The 15,185-nt window shown below is 47.2% G+C and carries 17 protein-coding genes; all 17 read left to right on the forward strand.

Annotated elements, in window-relative coordinates:
• The first annotated feature begins 6 nt into the window (after positions 1 to 6).
• The 17 genes from B4F66_RS11990 to B4F66_RS12070 all read left to right on the forward strand — a co-directional run bounded on the left by B4F66_RS11990 (position 7) and on the right by B4F66_RS12070 (position 15,182).
• The gene (locus B4F66_RS11990; protein WP_292353667.1) at positions 7 to 516 is read left to right on the forward strand and encodes a flagellar basal body-associated FliL family protein; all 510 of its coding nucleotides are present in this window, start codon (positions 7 to 9) and stop codon (positions 514 to 516) included.
• Positions 517 to 518: 2 nt separating this feature from the next.
• Complete coding sequence (gene fliM, locus B4F66_RS11995; RefSeq protein WP_292353666.1) at positions 519 to 1,544, forward strand: flagellar motor switch protein FliM; 1,026 nt, start codon at positions 519 to 521, stop codon at positions 1,542 to 1,544.
• Positions 1,537 to 1,995: a flagellar motor switch protein FliN gene (fliN, locus tag B4F66_RS12000; protein WP_292353665.1), complete on the forward strand. Its 459-nt coding sequence runs from the start codon at positions 1,537 to 1,539 to the stop codon at positions 1,993 to 1,995. Before fliM ends, fliN begins: the two co-directional genes overlap by 8 nt.
• A 65-nt stretch (positions 1,996 to 2,060) precedes the next feature.
• Positions 2,061 to 2,414 carry a flagellar biosynthetic protein FliO gene (gene fliO / locus B4F66_RS12005; RefSeq protein ID WP_292400093.1) on the forward strand — a complete coding sequence of 118 codons (354 nt, stop codon included), beginning with the start codon at positions 2,061 to 2,063 and terminating at the stop codon, positions 2,412 to 2,414.
• Positions 2,414 to 3,151, forward strand: coding sequence for a flagellar type III secretion system pore protein FliP (gene fliP, locus B4F66_RS12010; RefSeq protein ID WP_292353663.1), 738 nt, complete (start codon positions 2,414 to 2,416; stop codon positions 3,149 to 3,151). Before fliO ends, fliP begins: the two co-directional genes overlap by 1 nt.
• A gap of 2 nt (positions 3,152 to 3,153) precedes the next feature.
• Positions 3,154 to 3,423 (forward strand): flagellar biosynthesis protein FliQ, encoded by a 270-nt coding sequence (fliQ, locus tag B4F66_RS12015; protein WP_014708077.1) that lies wholly within the window; start codon positions 3,154 to 3,156, stop codon positions 3,421 to 3,423.
• A gap of 2 nt (positions 3,424 to 3,425) precedes the next feature.
• Entirely contained in the window at positions 3,426 to 4,208 is a 783-nt protein-coding gene (gene fliR, locus B4F66_RS12020) for a flagellar biosynthetic protein FliR (RefSeq protein WP_292353662.1), read from the forward strand.
• Positions 4,201 to 5,340, forward strand: a complete 1,140-nt coding sequence (gene flhB / locus B4F66_RS12025; RefSeq protein ID WP_292353661.1) for a flagellar biosynthesis protein FlhB — start codon at positions 4,201 to 4,203, stop codon at positions 5,338 to 5,340. Before fliR ends, flhB begins: the two co-directional genes overlap by 8 nt.
• Positions 5,341 to 5,343: 3 nt before the next feature.
• Positions 5,344 to 7,422: a flagellar biosynthesis protein FlhA gene (flhA, locus tag B4F66_RS12030; protein ID WP_292353660.1), complete on the forward strand. Its 2,079-nt coding sequence runs from the start codon at positions 5,344 to 5,346 to the stop codon at positions 7,420 to 7,422.
• A gap of 15 nt (positions 7,423 to 7,437) precedes the next feature.
• Positions 7,438 to 8,640 carry a flagellar biosynthesis GTPase FlhF gene (flhF, locus tag B4F66_RS12035; RefSeq protein ID WP_292353659.1) on the forward strand — a complete coding sequence of 401 codons (1,203 nt, stop codon included), beginning with the start codon at positions 7,438 to 7,440 and terminating at the stop codon, positions 8,638 to 8,640.
• A complete protein-coding gene (locus B4F66_RS12040) occupies positions 8,633 to 9,505 on the forward strand; it encodes a MinD/ParA family protein (RefSeq protein WP_014708082.1) in 873 nt (290 codons plus the stop codon). The genes flhF and B4F66_RS12040 overlap by 8 nt, the downstream gene beginning before the upstream one ends.
• Before the next feature lies 1 nt (position 9,506).
• A complete protein-coding gene (locus B4F66_RS12045) occupies positions 9,507 to 10,235 on the forward strand; it encodes an RNA polymerase sigma factor FliA (protein WP_292353658.1) in 729 nt (242 codons plus the stop codon).
• A 28-nt stretch (positions 10,236 to 10,263) separates the two neighbouring features.
• A complete protein-coding gene (gene cheY / locus B4F66_RS12050; RefSeq protein ID WP_014708084.1) occupies positions 10,264 to 10,641 on the forward strand; it encodes a chemotaxis response regulator CheY in 378 nt (125 codons plus the stop codon).
• Positions 10,642 to 10,659: 18 nt separating this feature from the next.
• Positions 10,660 to 11,391, forward strand: a complete 732-nt coding sequence (locus tag B4F66_RS12055; RefSeq protein WP_292353657.1) for a protein phosphatase CheZ — start codon at positions 10,660 to 10,662, stop codon at positions 11,389 to 11,391.
• A gap of 12 nt (positions 11,392 to 11,403) precedes the next feature.
• The gene (locus tag B4F66_RS12060; RefSeq protein WP_292353656.1) at positions 11,404 to 13,392 is read left to right on the forward strand and encodes a chemotaxis protein CheA; all 1,989 of its coding nucleotides are present in this window, start codon (positions 11,404 to 11,406) and stop codon (positions 13,390 to 13,392) included.
• 8 nt (positions 13,393 to 13,400) lie between these two features.
• On the forward strand, positions 13,401 to 14,438 hold the full coding sequence (gene cheB, locus B4F66_RS12065) for a protein-glutamate methylesterase/protein-glutamine glutaminase (RefSeq protein WP_292353655.1): 1,038 nt from the start codon (positions 13,401 to 13,403) through the stop codon (positions 14,436 to 14,438).
• A 3-nt stretch (positions 14,439 to 14,441) separates the two neighbouring features.
• Positions 14,442 to 15,182, forward strand: a complete 741-nt coding sequence (locus B4F66_RS12070) for a flagellar motor protein (RefSeq protein WP_292353654.1) — start codon at positions 14,442 to 14,444, stop codon at positions 15,180 to 15,182.
• The last annotated feature ends 3 nt before the right edge of the window (positions 15,183 to 15,185 follow it).

Below are 15,185 nucleotides of genomic sequence, written 5' to 3' on the forward strand. Positions count from 1 at the left end.
GACAACATGGCTGAAATACAAAAAGATATCGAACTCAAACAAGGCATGAGCAAAAAAACCAAAATCATCATGATTATTGGTATTGTCGTGCTGTTATCTATCATAGGGGCAGGTGTTTACTGGTGGCTGTCTAAAGATGCAGCTTCGGATGAGTCGACAGAGGATGCCGAGGTAGAGGTACAGAAAGCCACTCCGGTTTATCATGAAGTGACCGCCCCCTTTATTGTCAATTTCTCAGAGCAAAGTAACGATCGGGTTCGCTATCTGCAAATCAAAATGAAAGTCATGGCGCGCGATCAGGCATCCATTGATCTGTTTGCTTTACATGAACCCGCACTGGTTCATGAATTGCTGATGTTGTTTTACAGTCAAAATTATGACGATCTCAGTACGACTGAGGGCACAAAGGCTTTACAGCAGGCATCGCTGGAAACCATTAATAGTTTCCTTAAACAGCAGAATAGTGATGTCACCGGGCTTGAAGCCGTTTATTTCACCAGTTTGGTAATGCAATAGATATGGCCGTTCACGATATATTGTCACAGGATGAAGTCGATGCACTGCTAAATGGTCTTGGCGGTGACGATATCCAGCAGAATAAACCTGAACTGGATGAGTTCGGCAAACCACGGCGTTATGACTTCGGTAACGAAGAACGCATTATTCGTGGTCGGATGCCGACGCTGGAAATGATCAACGAACGTTTCGCTCGCTATTTACGAATTAATCTGTTTAATATGCTGCGCCGCTCCGCTGAGATTTCAGTGGGTGGCGTTCAGGTGATGAAGTTCTCTGAGTATGTTCATACATTGTTTGTTCCGACCAGTCTGAATCTGATTCAGCTACAACCATTACGTGGCACTGGACTTATCGTCTTTGAACCCAAATTAGTGTTTACCATTCTGGATAATTATTTTGGTGGTGAAGGCCGGTTTCAGGCTCGTATAGAAGGCCGGGAGTTCACTGCCACCGAGTTACGGGTGATACGGATGGTGTTGAATTTGTGCTTTACCGATTTGACTGAAGCCTGGTCACCGGTTATGCCAGTAAAATTTGAATTCGTCAGCCATGAAGTCAATCCTCAGTTTGCCAACATTGTCAGTCCCAGTGAAGTAGTGGTTATTTCCACCTTCCATATTGAACTGGATGGGGGTGGTGGAGATTTACATATCACCTTGCCCTACTCGATGCTGGAACCGATTCGTGAGTTACTGGATACCGGCCTGCAAAGTGATCGTTCTGCCGATGATGGTCGCTGGGCCAAATCAATGCGTGAAGAATTGATGTTGGCGGATGTCACCGTTTCGGCAACACTGGCGCAAACGAAACTGACGCTGGAACAAGTTCGCTCATTAAAAGTGGGCGACATTATCCCTATCAGCATGCCCAAAACGGTGACCACAATGGTGGAAAATATCCCGATATTCCGTGCTAGCTATGGTGAGCATAATGAAAAAGCGGCGTTGAAAATCACCTCAATTATTGAACATCCCAAAGACACTACACCAAGTTACCAGATGACAAAGGCTAAAAATCATGAGTGAAGATACAAAACAATCCGATCAGGATCTGGCTGACGAATGGGCGGCTGCACTGGAAGAACAGGTCGATGACGATAGCGGCCAGGATGACTGGGCAGCAGCACTTGAAGAGCAGGCCGATGCCGAGTCATCAGCAGCCCGGCCCAGCCCTGCTCCACTGAATAAACTGGATGATGAAGGTAAACCACGTACTGATGTAGATATGGACATGGTTCTGGATATTCCGGTGACCATTTCGATGGAAATTGGCCGTACCCGAATCAGCATCCGTAATTTACTGCAATTAAGTCAGGGTTCAGTGGTTGAACTGGATCGGCTGGCGGGTGAACCGATGGACGTATTGGTTAACGACACCTTGATTGCCCATGGTGAGGTAGTGGTGGTTAACGACAAATTCGGTATACGTCTGACCGATGTTATCAGCGCCGCAGAGCGGATTAAAAAACTGCGATGAGATATTGGCAAGTCATTTTGGTGAACTCTGTTGCGTTGTTCCCACTATTGGTCAACGCAGAAACCATGAGTTCCACACCAGTCAATGCCAGTACATTGCTACAAACGATCTTTGGCTTGATTGTGGTGCTGGCGATAATTGTGTTTTTAGGCTGGATCCTTAAACGCAGTCAATTCTTTCACGCAGCACATAATGGTCAATTAAAGGTTTTAGGCTCCCTCTCTTTAGGTACGCGGGAAAAAGCTGTGTTGATACAAGTGGGCGAACAACAGCTTTTAATTGGTGTTACTGCGCAAAATATCAGCACTTTGCATACGCTATCCGAACCACTTCCCATTCGTGAAATTTCCCCACCCGCTGAGGGCGAGTCATTTGCTGATCGGCTGAAACAGATGATGCAGCAGCGAGGCCATAAATAATGCGTAGCGTTGGTTTGTTCTTGTTACTGCTAGTGTTGCCTGGCTTGGTTTTAGCTGAGCCCGGTATTCCTGCATTGACCTTGTCGACTGGCGAAGATGGATCACAAAGTTATTCGCTGACCTTGCAGATCCTGGCGTTAATGACAGTGTTGACGCTGTTACCGGCAGCATTGTTAATGATGACCTCATTTACCCGGATCATTATTGTATTGGCGATTCTGCGGCAGGCAATGGGTGTGCAGTCCACGCCTTCCAATCAGATTATGATTGGTCTGGCGCTGTTTCTGACTTTCTTTATCATGTCTCCGGTCTTCAGTACAGCCTATGAAAATGGCGTTCAGCCATATATGGATGGCGATATCGAAGCAACCGCAGCGATTGAACAGGTTAGTCAACCCTTTCGCGAATTTATGCTGGCGCAGACCAGAGAAAGTGATATCGAATTATTTGCTGAAATTGGTGGTTATTCCGCCATTGAAAGTCCTGCAGATGTACCTTTCAGCCTGCTGCTGCCAGCTTTTGTGACCAGCGAGTTAAAAACCGCTTTTCAAATTGGCTTTTTGATTTTCGTACCATTTTTGATTATTGATCTTGTCGTCGCTTCAGTTTTGATGGCAATGGGGATGATGATGTTGTCACCCATGCTGATCTCTCTGCCCTTTAAACTGATGTTATTTGTTTTAATTGATGGCTGGGCATTATTAATGGGAACGCTGGCTTCCAGCTTTTATATTTAGCGATGACTCCTGAAACCGTCTTAACCGTTATGCAGCAAACTCTTGAAGTGATTACTTTGCTGATTATTGTGATACTCATTCCAGCGTTAATCGCCGGCTTAATCGTGAGCATGTTTCAGGCGGCTACCTCTATCAACGAACAGACGTTAAGTTTCATTCCCAAATTGCTGGTAACGATTTTGGTATTGATGGTAGCCGGCCCATGGATGCTCAGTCTGGTCACCAATTACACGGTTCGACTGTTTGAAAACATTCCCTACCTGATAGGTTAGCGATGAATCTGTCTATCGCAGAAATCAGTGCGATGCTCGGGGCGTATATGCTGCCGCTATTTCGCATTGGCGGTATGCTGATGGTGGCACCGATTTTTAGTAGCAATTTTGTCAATGTTCGAACCAGACTGATCATTGCTCTGGCCATCACTTTCGTGGTGGTTCCAACCATCAATACTCCCCCCCCGGTATTCTCGCCGCTGAGTGGTGAAGGCATCCTGCTTATTGCTCAAGAAGTGATGATTGGTATCTGCATGGGATTTATGTTGCAACTATTGATTAATGCCTTCATCGTCGCCGGTCAGATTATTGCAATGCAGATGGGGCTTGGTTTTGCCTCAATGGTTGATCCTCAGAATGGCACTACGGTGCCAGTAATCAGTCAATTTTATCTGATCTTCATTACCCTGATGTTTCTCAGTATTAATGGGCATTTAGTATTGATCCAGGTGATGGCAGAAAGCTTTATCACCTTGCCAATGGGTGCCGGCGGTATTTCAGTGGAAAGTTTTCGTGATATCGCCGGGCTGGCCAGCTGGATGTATGCAGCCGGTGTTATTATTGCCTTACCTGCAATTGGCTCTTTAATGATGGTCAATCTGGCGTTTGGTATTTTGTCTCGTGCTGCCCCGCAAATCAGCCCATTTTCGATCGGTTTTCCGCTTACCATCGGCTTGGGCTTTGTCATCATTTATATCACCCTGCCCGCGGTCGGCAATCATCTGGTTAACTTTTCGGATCAAATGCTGGAAATGACACGAATGCTGGTAGTGAACAATGGCTGATCAGGATAGCGGTCAGGAACGCACCGAAGACCCCTCGGGTAAACGTCTTGATGAAGCACGGGAGAAGGGTCAGGTCCCCCGATCCCAGGAATTAAGCACAGTAGTGGTATTGATTTCCAGTGCGGTGGCGATGCTGTTTGTAGGTGGAAATCTGGTCAGCAGTCTCGGCGAGGTAATGACCCAATCCTTTTCGCTGAACCGCAAGTTGATCATGGACCCGCATATGATGGCGCAGCAGCTGATTGTCGCCTTGAAAATCATGGCTGTTGATGTCGGTAGTTTTCTGGCAATTACGCTGATAGCGGCATTAGCAGCTCCGGCATTGATTGGCGGCTGGAATTTCTCCACGCAGGCCATGGGCGTCAAACCGGAAAAGATGAGTCCGCTTCGCGGTCTTAAGCGTATTTTTGGCCCTCAGGGTCTGGTTGAACTTGGCAAAGCGCTAGGCAAGTTTTTACTGGTGGGCAGCATAGGCACCTTAATTCTGTGGAGTCTGCGTGACCGATTATTGACACTGGGACGGCAGGAAGTTGAAGTGGCAATGACAGAGCTGGGGTTCATTGTCCTCTGGGGATTTTTAGCAATTTGTGCCAGCCTGATTTTGATTGCGTTGATTGATGTGCCTTTCCAGCTATGGAATCACACTAAACAATTACGCATGACAAAACAGGAACTTAAAGACGAAAATAAAGAAACCGAAGGTAGCCCGGAAGTCAAAGGGCGGATTCGCAGGATGCAACTCCAGTTATCTCAACAACGGATGATGCAGGATGTGCCCGAAGCCGACGTTATCATTACCAACCCAACACACTACGCGGTTGCTTTACGTTACGACCAATCTAAATCTGGCGCTCCAATTGTCCTGGCTAAAGGCACCGATCTGATGGCGCAACAAATCAGAATGGTCGCCGATCACCACGAAGTGCCCATTATCTCTGCTCCTCCACTGACCCGAGCCGTCTATTACAGCACGGAAATCGGTCAGGAAATTCCATCTGGTCTATATATTGCAGTAGCCCAGATATTGGCGTTTGTCTTCCAATTGAGACGTTATAAAAATACGGGCGGTAACAAGCCAAATCTCAATACAGAAGACTTGCCAATACCGGATGAATTTAAACGAGATGAGTAGTCAATGGAGAATACAAGCCTGACAAGCCGTTTAGGTGGGGTGTTAAACGGTAATGTCGCGACACCAATGTTCCTGGTGGCATTGCTGGCCATGGTGGTCATTCCCCTTCCTGCATTTATGCTGGATATGTTATTCAGCTTTAATATCGCCTTATCACTGACCATCGTGCTGGCCAGTGTTTATGTGAGAAAACCCTTACAGTTCGCCGCATTCCCAACCATACTGCTATTAGCAACCCTGCTAAGACTGGCTTTAAATGTCGCTTCTACCCGTATTGTTCTGCTTGAGGGACACACCGGTACTGCCGCCGCCGGGCAGGTTATCGAAGCATTTGGTGAGTTTGTTATCGGCGGTAACTATGCGGTAGGTCTGGTCGTTTTCGCCATTCTGGTTATTATCAACTTTGTGGTGGTCACCAAAGGTGCAACGCGTATTGCTGAAGTTAGCGCCCGTTTTACCCTGGATTCGATGCCCGGTAAACAAATGGCGATCGACGCTGACTTAAATGCTGGCTTAATTGATCAGGATGAAGCCCGCCGTCGTCGTGAAGAAATCATGCAGGAATCAGATTTTTACGGTTCTATGGATGGTGCCAGTAAATTTGTTCGCGGTGATGCTATTGCCGGGATCCTGATCCTGTTTATCAATATCATCGGTGGATTTGTCATTGGTGTTCTGCAACATAGTCTGAGCTTTTCTGAAGCAGCACATAACTATACCCTGCTGACGATAGGTGATGGTCTGGTCGCCCAGATACCTTCATTACTGCTTGCTGCCGCTGCGGGCTTGCTGGTCACCCGCTCTACTGCTGATCAGGATATTGGTGAGCAGATTTTCTCTCAGTTGTTGAAAGAACCCAAAACCCTGGCCATTACCTCAGGCATTATCGGCGGAATGGGTTTAATTCCCGGCATGCCAAATGTCCCATTTTTACTTTTGGCCGGTGCCGGTGCTGGCAGTGCCTGGTTGATAGCACAGCGTCAAAAAGCCGCCACACTTGCGGCAGCTCCACCGCCACAACAGGAAGCCAATCGAGATCAACGGGAGCTGAGTTGGGATGATTTAAGTCCGGTTGATCCAATTGGACTGGAAGTCGGTTATCGCTTGATCCCACTGGTAGACAAAAATCAGGGCGGCCAGTTGATGAATCGCATCAAAGGTATTCGCAAAAAGATTTCGCAGGAAATGGGCTTCTTAATTCCACCGGTGCATATCCGCGATAATCTGGATTTATCGCCCACCGCGTATCAAGTCACTTTATTTGGTGTGACCTTTGGTGAAGCCGAGGTCTATCCCGATCGGATGCTGGCAATCAATCCCGGTCAGGTCTTCGCCCAATTAGAGGGTATTCGTACCAAGGATCCCGCCTTTGGTCTGGATGCAATCTGGATTGAGCCCAGCCAGCGAGAGCATGCCCAGGCCCAGGGTTATACCGTGGTTGATGTTGACACAGTTGTTGCCACCCATTTAAGTAAAATCCTGCAAAATCATGCGCATGATTTACTGGGACGCGAAGAAGTTCAGCACCTGCTGGACAATCTTGCCAAAACTGCGCCCAAACTGGTGGAAGGTCTGGTACCCGATACCGTCCCATTAGGTACGGTGCAAAAAGTTCTGCAAAACCTGCTACAGGAAAACATTCCGATTCGCGATATCCGCACCATCAGTGAGGCAATTGCCGAACAGGCAGCACGCAATCCCGATCCCGAGGCAATCACTGCCGCAACACGAATGGCGCTGGCACATTCCATCGTACAGCACATTAATGGCACCCAACCTGACCTGCCTATCATCACGTTGGATCCAGAGCTGGAACAAATATTGCTAAAAACATTACAGGCATCTGGAGAGGGTGGCGCAAGTCTGGAACCGGGACTCGCAGAAAATATGCACAAAAATCTACAAGAAGCGGCTCAACGACAAGAGATGTCGGGTGAGTCGGCAATTTTGGTGGTTCAGGCGGGATTAAGAGGTTGGATTTCCCGTTTTATCCGTAACGCGATTCCAGGACTACATGTGCTTTCCTACAACGAGATACCTGATGATAAACAAATACGCATTGTGGCAAATGTGGGTCGATAACAAGAAGGTGATGTGATGAAAATTAAACGTTTCCAGGCGGCAGATGTACGTCAGGCAATCCGCGAAGTACGTGAAGTACTGGGTCCGGATGCCGTTATCCTCTCTAATACTCGCGTTGATGGTGGCGTGGAGATTGTGGCGGCTACAGATTACGATGAGACGCAATTCCGTCGTCAGAATAATGTTCCTCGTCCCGCAGCTGTCGCAGACGAACCCAAAATTGAAATTGATCCTGCTCAACCGCAAGCACCGGCTTACGTTGCCCCACAACAAAATATCTGGTCGCAGGAACCCACTCTGGTTCAGATGCGCAAAGAAATTGCCAGTTTGCGGGATATGCTGCAAAACCAGCTATCTGATTTAACCTGGAAGGATATGGCAAGACAAAGTCCCACCCAGATGCAAGTTTTGCAACGCCATATGCGCATGGGAACGGATGTTGAACTCGCCAAACAACTGGTTACAGCCAGTCAGGGAATTGATGATCTGGAAACTGCCTGGCGTCAATCATTAGGCAAACTTGCGGCGCAAATCCCGTTATCAGATCAGGACATTATCGAAAAAGGTGGCATCATGGCTCTGGTGGGACCGACTGGCGTTGGTAAAACCACGACCATTGCCAAACTGGCAGCGCGTTGCGCATTGAAACACGGTGCACGCCAGGTAGGCCTGATTACCACTGATTGCTACCGAATCGGAGGTCAGGAGCAACTGCGTAGTTATGCTCGTATATTGGGCGTCTCATTACGAGTCGCGCGAAACCATCAGGAACTGGGTGAAGCACTGAATGATATGCTTGATCGGCGCTTTATACTGATCGATACTGCAGGTATGAATCCGCGTGATATGCAATTAACACAAAAAATAGCTATGTTAACTCAGCATTCTCCCCGAATCCGACATTTCCTCACGCTGTCTGCAACCACCCAAAACTCTGCTCTGAATGATATCATTAAGGCGTTTTCGCACCTTAAATTAAGCGGCTGCATTCTGACCAAAACTGATGAAAGCAGCAGTCTGGGAGGTGCGGTCTCTGCAATAATTCGTCATCAACTGCCTTTGGCCTATATCTGCGATGGTCAGCAAGTACCTGAAGATCTCGGTCTGGCACGACCAAACAGTTTGGTGAATCAGGCCAGTGAGTTGATGCAATCTGAACAACAAGCACTGGATCCTCATACAGTATCCAGTTACGGAGGTTTTGCCGCTTATGGCTGATGCACCCTTGGACCAGGCAAGTGGTCTGCGAAAAATGACCCACATTCCGAAGCCGGTAAAAGTAATCGCTATTGCCAGTGGTAAAGGTGGTGTGGGTAAAACCAATGTCACGGTGAATATTGGTGTGGCACTTGCTACTCAAGGGAAAAAAGTCGTTCTACTCGATGCTGACCTGGGTTTGGCCAATATCGATGTGATGCTTGGCTTACATCCGCAATTCAATCTGCTGCATGTTCTTGAGGGAGATAAAAGCCTGAAAGAAATTATGGTTGATGGCCCATCCGGGCTACAGATTATCCCAGCGGCTTCCGGTGTTAAGAAAATGGCTGAACTCAGCCCTGCTGAACATGCGGGTATGATTCAAGCTTTTAGTGAACTCGATGATCACATTGATATCCTGCTTATCGACAGTGCAGCAGGTATCGCTGACAGTGTCGTCAGTTTTACCAAAGCGGCGCAGGAAGTCATCGTTGTTGTCTGTGATGAACCTGCCTCAATTACCGATGCCTATGCATTAATCAAATTACTGAGTCGCGAGCATGGAGTTGAACGATTCCATATTATTGCCAATATGGGACGCAGTATTCAGGAAGGTCGTGAATTATTCGATAAAATCTCACTGGTATGCGATCGCTTTTTGGATGTAACCTTAAATTTTATGGGGATTGTTCCTTTTGATGAAGATCTTCGTCGGGCAGTTAAAAAGCAACGTTCAGTGGTCGAGTTTTTACCGCGCAGCAAATCTGCCACGGCATTTCAGCATCTGGCAAAAAAAATCGATTACTGGCCCGTAGCCAAACAACCGAGGGGAAATATGGAATTCTTTGTTGAACGTCTGATACAGGCTAGCCTGGAAGCAGGTTAGGATGATTGGATTAAGCATGTATTCCAGCCAAATATCAGAACTCACTCAGCACCAGCTGATTGAACAGCATGGTGGCCTGGTTAAACGTATCGCTTATCATCTGGTTGCCCGCTTACCCCATACGGTTGAAGTGAATGATCTAATTCAGGCAGGCATGATTGGTCTGCTGGATGCTTCCCAGCAGTATAAAGCCAGCCAGGGTGCCAGCTTCGAAACGTATGCGGGTATTCGTATCCGTGGAGCGATGCTTGATGAAATTCGGCGCAATGATTGGGCACCGCGCTCGGTACACCGCAAAGCCCGTGAAATCGCTGAAGTCATGCATCAGCTTGAACAGCAACTTGGCCGTTCACCAATGGATGTAGAGGTGGCGGATGCACTGGAAATGACACTTGATCAGTACCACCAGCAATTACAGGATGCCTCAGGGCACCAGGTATTCAGTCTGGATGATATGACTGATAATCAACTGACTGATGGTGACTCTTTCGGTAGTGATGATGTCGGTCCCGCTGAAATCACCGAGAATAACAATTTTGAACGCGCTCTTGCAGAAGCGATAGACGGTCTGCCGGATCGTGAGCGGTTATTAATGAGCCTGTACTATAATGAAGAATTAAACTTAAAAGAAATTGGTGAAGTACTCGGCGTCAGTGAGTCACGTGTCAGTCAGATCCACACACAAACTGTGGTGAGATTGCGTAGTAAGCTTCGCGATTGGATGCAGTAATTTTGGGAGGTATACCTTGGATAAAAATATGAAAATCCTCATTGTGGATGACTTTTCTACAATGCGACGGATTATCAAAAATCTATTACGTGATCTTGGCTTCAATAATACTATTGAAGCAGATGATGGTTTAACTGCCCTGCCCATCTTAAATGCAGGTGGTATCGATTTCCTGGTAACCGACTGGAATATGCCCGGCATGCAAGGAATAGACTTGCTTAAAACTGTGCGTGCCGATCCCAAATTAGCTACCTTGCCCGTGTTAATGGTTACTGCCGAGACAAAACGGGAGCAAATCATTGAGGCCGCTCAGGCTGGCGTCAATGGCTATATTGTCAAACCATTTACGGCCGCAACATTAAAAGAAAAAATCGAAAAAATATTCGAACGTATCAACGCACAATAATCCGCTGGAAAGGAATTTATGGAAGCTCTGAATAAAGCAGAACAACTTGAAGCCGCCCAGGCCCTTATTAATGCGATTGAGCAGGATGACGAAGATCGTATTAAAACTGAATTAATGGCGCTTACCAATGCTCGCGAAAGTGCATTATTTCAGCAAATAGGCAAATTGACCCGTGAACTTCACGAAGCATTAAATAACTTCAAAGTTGATGCCCGATTGGTTGATCTGACACACAACGATATGCCGGATACCCGGGATCGTCTGAACTACGTTATTCAAACCACTGAAGAAGCTGCACACAAAACGTTAGGTTATATCGATAAAACCCTGCCTTTGGCTAATGAATTGAAACAAACTGCCGCTAAGCTCAATGAAAGCTGGCAACGCTTTCGAAATCGGGAGATGTCAGCAACAGAATTCCGTGATTTGAGCCGGGAAATTGAAGCTTACTTACCTGTGGTGAATACGCATGCTGGGGAGATCCACAATAACTTATCTGAAATGACGCTGGCACAGGGCTTTCAGGACTTAACCGGACAAGTTTTACGCCAGGTCATTGGACTGGTAGAAGAAGTTGAAAACAATCTGGTAAAACTGGTTAAGGTGGCAGGACAATCTCAGCAAAGTGGAGAGACAAAACAGGTCGATCCATTAAAAGCAGAAGGACCGCAGATAAATGCTAAAAATAAACCGAATGTGGTCAACAACCAGGACGATGTGGATGATTTGTTATCCAGTCTTGGTTTTTAGAAGGACAGGAGCATGGCCTTAGATACAGATGATGAAATTCTGCAGGATTTTCTGGTTGAGGCAGAAGAAATACTGGATGGCTTGAATGAGCAATTGGTTGCTCTGGAAACACAGCCACAGGATAAAGATTTACTTAACTCCATTTTTCGGGGCTTTCACACCATTAAAGGTGGCGCTGGATTTTTAAGTCTCGAAGCGATGGTAAACCTGTGTCATAAAGGCGAGGATGTATTTAACCTGTTGCGTCAGGGTGAACGCCTGGTTGATGCAGACATGATGGATACCTTTCTCAAGGTACTGGATATTCTTAACAGTATGTTTGCTGAGGTCAAAGCCGGCTCTTATCCAACGGCAGCTGATCCGGTCATAATCGATCAACTGGCGGCTTATTTATCTGGTGAAGCGCCGCCCGCTGCTGCAGAACCTGAACCAGAGCCTGAACCAGAAGTGAGCCCACCGGCAGCTGAAAACAATGTAGCTGGCGATGACATAACAGATGATGAATTTGAAGCGCTACTGGACCAGTTGCATGGCAATGCTGCGCCTGGCATTACTCCACCTGCAGATCCTCCTAAAGCCGAACCAGCCAAATCGACTGGAGATGATGAAATCTCCGAAGAAGAATTTGAAGCGCTTCTGGATGAATTACAGGGAAAGAAACCAGCAGCTAAAACCACTCCTCCGCCCGCAGCTAAACCTGCTGCCGAAGCAGCTAAACCTGTCAGTCCAGCAGAACCTGCATCTTCACCGAAAACGGCTGACGATGAGGATGTGGTAACAGCGGTAAAACCAGCTGCTGCAGCTGCACCGCAAGCAGCGAAAGCGCCAGCAGAAACCAGTGTACGCGTCGATACGTCCCGACTGGACGACATCATGAATATGGTAGGCGAACTGGTTCTGGTGCGAAATCGTATTAACACGCTGGAAGCGGCCTTTGAAAACGAGGAAATGGCCAAAGCCGTCAATAATCTTGCCGTGGTTACTGGAGACCTGCAAACCGCCGTCATGAAAACGCGGATGCAACCGATCAAAAAGGTATTCGGTCGCTTCCCTCGAGTGGTACGTGATTTGGCTCGCAGCCTGAAAAAAGACATAAATCTTGAGTTACGTGGCGAAGAAACCGATTTGGATAAAAATCTGGTAGAAGCCCTGGCAGATCCGTTGGTGCATCTGGTTCGTAATGCAGTCGATCATGGCGTTGAAATGCCCGATGTCCGTGAAGCGGCAGGCAAACCGAAACAAGGGCAAATCGTGCTCGCTGCAGCTCAGGAAGGTGACCATATTCTGCTGACTATTTCAGATGATGGCGCCGGAATGAACCCTGAAGTATTACGCCGCAAAGCCGTTGAAAAAGGCATGATGGATGAGGAAGCTGCCTCACGTCTGACCGAATCGGAATGTTTTGCATTGATATTTGCACCAGGATTTTCGATGAAACAGGATATTTCTGATATCTCCGGTCGCGGTGTCGGTATGGACGTGGTCAAGACCAGCATCTCCAAACTCAATGGTGTCATTGATATTCAATCGGAAATAGGCAAAGGCACTACACTTTCTATCAAAGTCCCGTTAACTCTGGCGATCATGCCCACATTAATGGTGATGTTGGGTAATCAGATATTTGCCTTCCCATTGGTCAGTGTGAATGAAATTTTTAATCTGGATTTGAATAAAACCAATACCGTTGATGGTCAGCAAACTGTTATTGTTAGAAACAAAGCTCTGCCCTTATTTTATTTGCGTAAATGGCTGAATAAAAACAATGTCACAGAGCGTAAAGCAACAACCGAACATGTTGTTATCGTCAATGTCGGCACACGAAAAGTGGGTTTTGTTGTTGACCAGTTGATTGGACAAGAAGAAGTGGTTATCAAGCCTCTGGGAGCCCTGCTGCATGGCACCAAAGGCTTTGCAGGAGCGACCATTACTGGCGATGGACGTATTGCTCTGATTCTTGATTTCCCAGAGTTAATGAATACCTACGCACATCGAAATTATTAAGGATATTTGTGACTGTTAAGGTACTGATTGTTGATGATTCAGCTTTTTTTCGCCGGCGACTGACTGAAATCATTAATGCCGATCCTCGGCTTGAAGTTATCGCCAGTGCCGCTGATGGTATGGAAGCCGTCGAACTGGTATCTCGCTACAGACCCGATGTTATTACCATGGATTTGGAAATGCCTGTATTGGATGGCATTGGGGCAGTAAAAAAAATCATGCGCCGTCGCCCTACCCCGGTGCTTATGCTTTCCACCTGGACCACGGATGGCGCCAAAGCAACACTAGAGGCATTAGATGCCGGGGCGATGGACTTTCTGCCAAAACGTTTTGAAGATCTTGCGCAGGACAAAGCCAGCGCCCGGCAAAAATTATGTGACCGTATCAATTTTCTGGCAACACACTCAAAGCCTGAAAAACATACCACAGCCATCAAAACGTCAGAATCACCGGCCACCATAACGCCACTTGAAAAGAAAAAAATTGAACTGGTGGTTATCGGCACCTCAACCGGTGGGCCTGTTGCTTTGCAAAGTGTATTGTCCCAGTTGCCAGCGGAATTTCCGTTTCCGATTATTCTATTGCAGCACATGCCTGCAACGTTTACCCCCTCTTTTGCTGAACGACTGAATTCCCAGTGTCATATCAAAATCAAAGAAGCTCAGCAGAATGATTCCTTAAAACCAGGAGTGGCTTACCTTGCTCCGGGTGGACAACAATTGATGTTGAAAGGCCGTCGAGGACAGCTTTATCTGCAGGTCGATGCTGGCCCCGAAAATGCAACATATCGCCCCTGTATTGATGTCACACTGGAATCTGTTGCCCAGATTTGTCCAGCACAGACCTTGACGATAATCCTTACCGGTATGGGGGCTGATGGTTGTGATGGGGCGATAAAAATGCATCAGAAAGGCTCAACCGTGTGGGCTCAGGATCAACAGTCCAGTACTATCTATGGTATGCCAATGGCCGTCGCCAAGGCAGGCGTGGCTGATAAAATTCTCAGCCTGGCTGAAATCGGTAAACTACTGACGGCGCTTAAATAAGCTATGGATATCCTTAGCATCCTGGGCTTACTGATTGGTTTTGGTGCCATTATTGTCGGTCAGTATCTGGAAGGTGGGCATCTCGATACCATTCTTAATGCGGTGGCCTTATTAATTGTATTGGGCGGTACACTGGGTGCCGTAATGCTACAGACGCCGATGAATACATTTTTGCGTGCATTGAAAATGACCGTATGGATATTCAAGCCCCCTCAGCAATCGGCCAAACGTTTACTGGAAAAGATTCTTGACTGGAATCAAATCGCCCGACGTGAGGGGTTACTTCGCCTTGAGGCTATGGCTATGGAAGAAACCGATATCTTTACCCAAAAAGGTCTGCAACTCATTGCTGATGGTGCCGAGCCGGAAATCATTCGTGAAATTCTGGAGGCCGATCTCGATATCATGGAAAACAATGATCTGCAGGCCGCTAAAGTCTATGAAGCCATGGGAGGTTATTCACCCACCATCGGTATCATTGGCGCGGTATTAGGGTTAATTCACGTCATGGGAAATCTGGCAGATCCTTCCTCACTTGGATCAGGCATTGCCGTGGCTTTTGTTGCCACCATTTACGGTGTCGGGCTGGCTAACCTATTGTTTTTACCAATCGGAAATAAACTCAAGACGTTGGTACAGCGCCGCACCCAATTACAAATGATGTTAATTGATGGCTTGATCAGTGTGGCTGATGGTGACAATCCACGCAATATCGAAAGCCGTCTGCAGGCATATCTGGGTTAATCC

This window comes from Methylophaga sp. UBA3603 (assembly GCF_002375335.1).
In the GTDB taxonomy this organism is placed as follows: Bacteria; Pseudomonadota; Gammaproteobacteria; order Nitrosococcales; family Methylophagaceae; genus Methylophaga.

Coding starts and splice junctions, on each gene's coding strand:
- B4F66_RS11990 (WP_292353667.1), top strand. CDS start 7: ATGGCTGAAATACAAAAAGATATCGAACTCAAACAAGGCATGAGCAAA.
- fliM (WP_292353666.1), top strand. CDS start 519: ATGGCCGTTCACGATATATTGTCACAGGATGAAGTCGATGCACTGCTA.
- fliN (WP_292353665.1), top strand. CDS start 1,537: ATGAGTGAAGATACAAAACAATCCGATCAGGATCTGGCTGACGAATGG.
- fliO (WP_292400093.1), top strand. CDS start 2,061: ATGAGTTCCACACCAGTCAATGCCAGTACATTGCTACAAACGATCTTT.
- fliP (WP_292353663.1), top strand. CDS start 2,414: ATGCGTAGCGTTGGTTTGTTCTTGTTACTGCTAGTGTTGCCTGGCTTG.
- fliQ (WP_014708077.1), top strand. CDS start 3,154: ATGACTCCTGAAACCGTCTTAACCGTTATGCAGCAAACTCTTGAAGTG.
- fliR (WP_292353662.1), top strand. CDS start 3,426: ATGAATCTGTCTATCGCAGAAATCAGTGCGATGCTCGGGGCGTATATG.
- flhB (WP_292353661.1), top strand. CDS start 4,201: ATGGCTGATCAGGATAGCGGTCAGGAACGCACCGAAGACCCCTCGGGT.
- flhA (WP_292353660.1), top strand. CDS start 5,344: ATGGAGAATACAAGCCTGACAAGCCGTTTAGGTGGGGTGTTAAACGGT.
- flhF (WP_292353659.1), top strand. CDS start 7,438: ATGAAAATTAAACGTTTCCAGGCGGCAGATGTACGTCAGGCAATCCGC.
- B4F66_RS12040 (WP_014708082.1), top strand. CDS start 8,633: ATGGCTGATGCACCCTTGGACCAGGCAAGTGGTCTGCGAAAAATGACC.
- B4F66_RS12045 (WP_292353658.1), top strand. CDS start 9,507: ATGATTGGATTAAGCATGTATTCCAGCCAAATATCAGAACTCACTCAG.
- cheY (WP_014708084.1), top strand. CDS start 10,264: ATGAAAATCCTCATTGTGGATGACTTTTCTACAATGCGACGGATTATC.
- B4F66_RS12055 (WP_292353657.1), top strand. CDS start 10,660: ATGGAAGCTCTGAATAAAGCAGAACAACTTGAAGCCGCCCAGGCCCTT.
- B4F66_RS12060 (WP_292353656.1), top strand. CDS start 11,404: ATGGCCTTAGATACAGATGATGAAATTCTGCAGGATTTTCTGGTTGAG.
- B4F66_RS12070 (WP_292353654.1), top strand. CDS start 14,442: ATGGATATCCTTAGCATCCTGGGCTTACTGATTGGTTTTGGTGCCATT.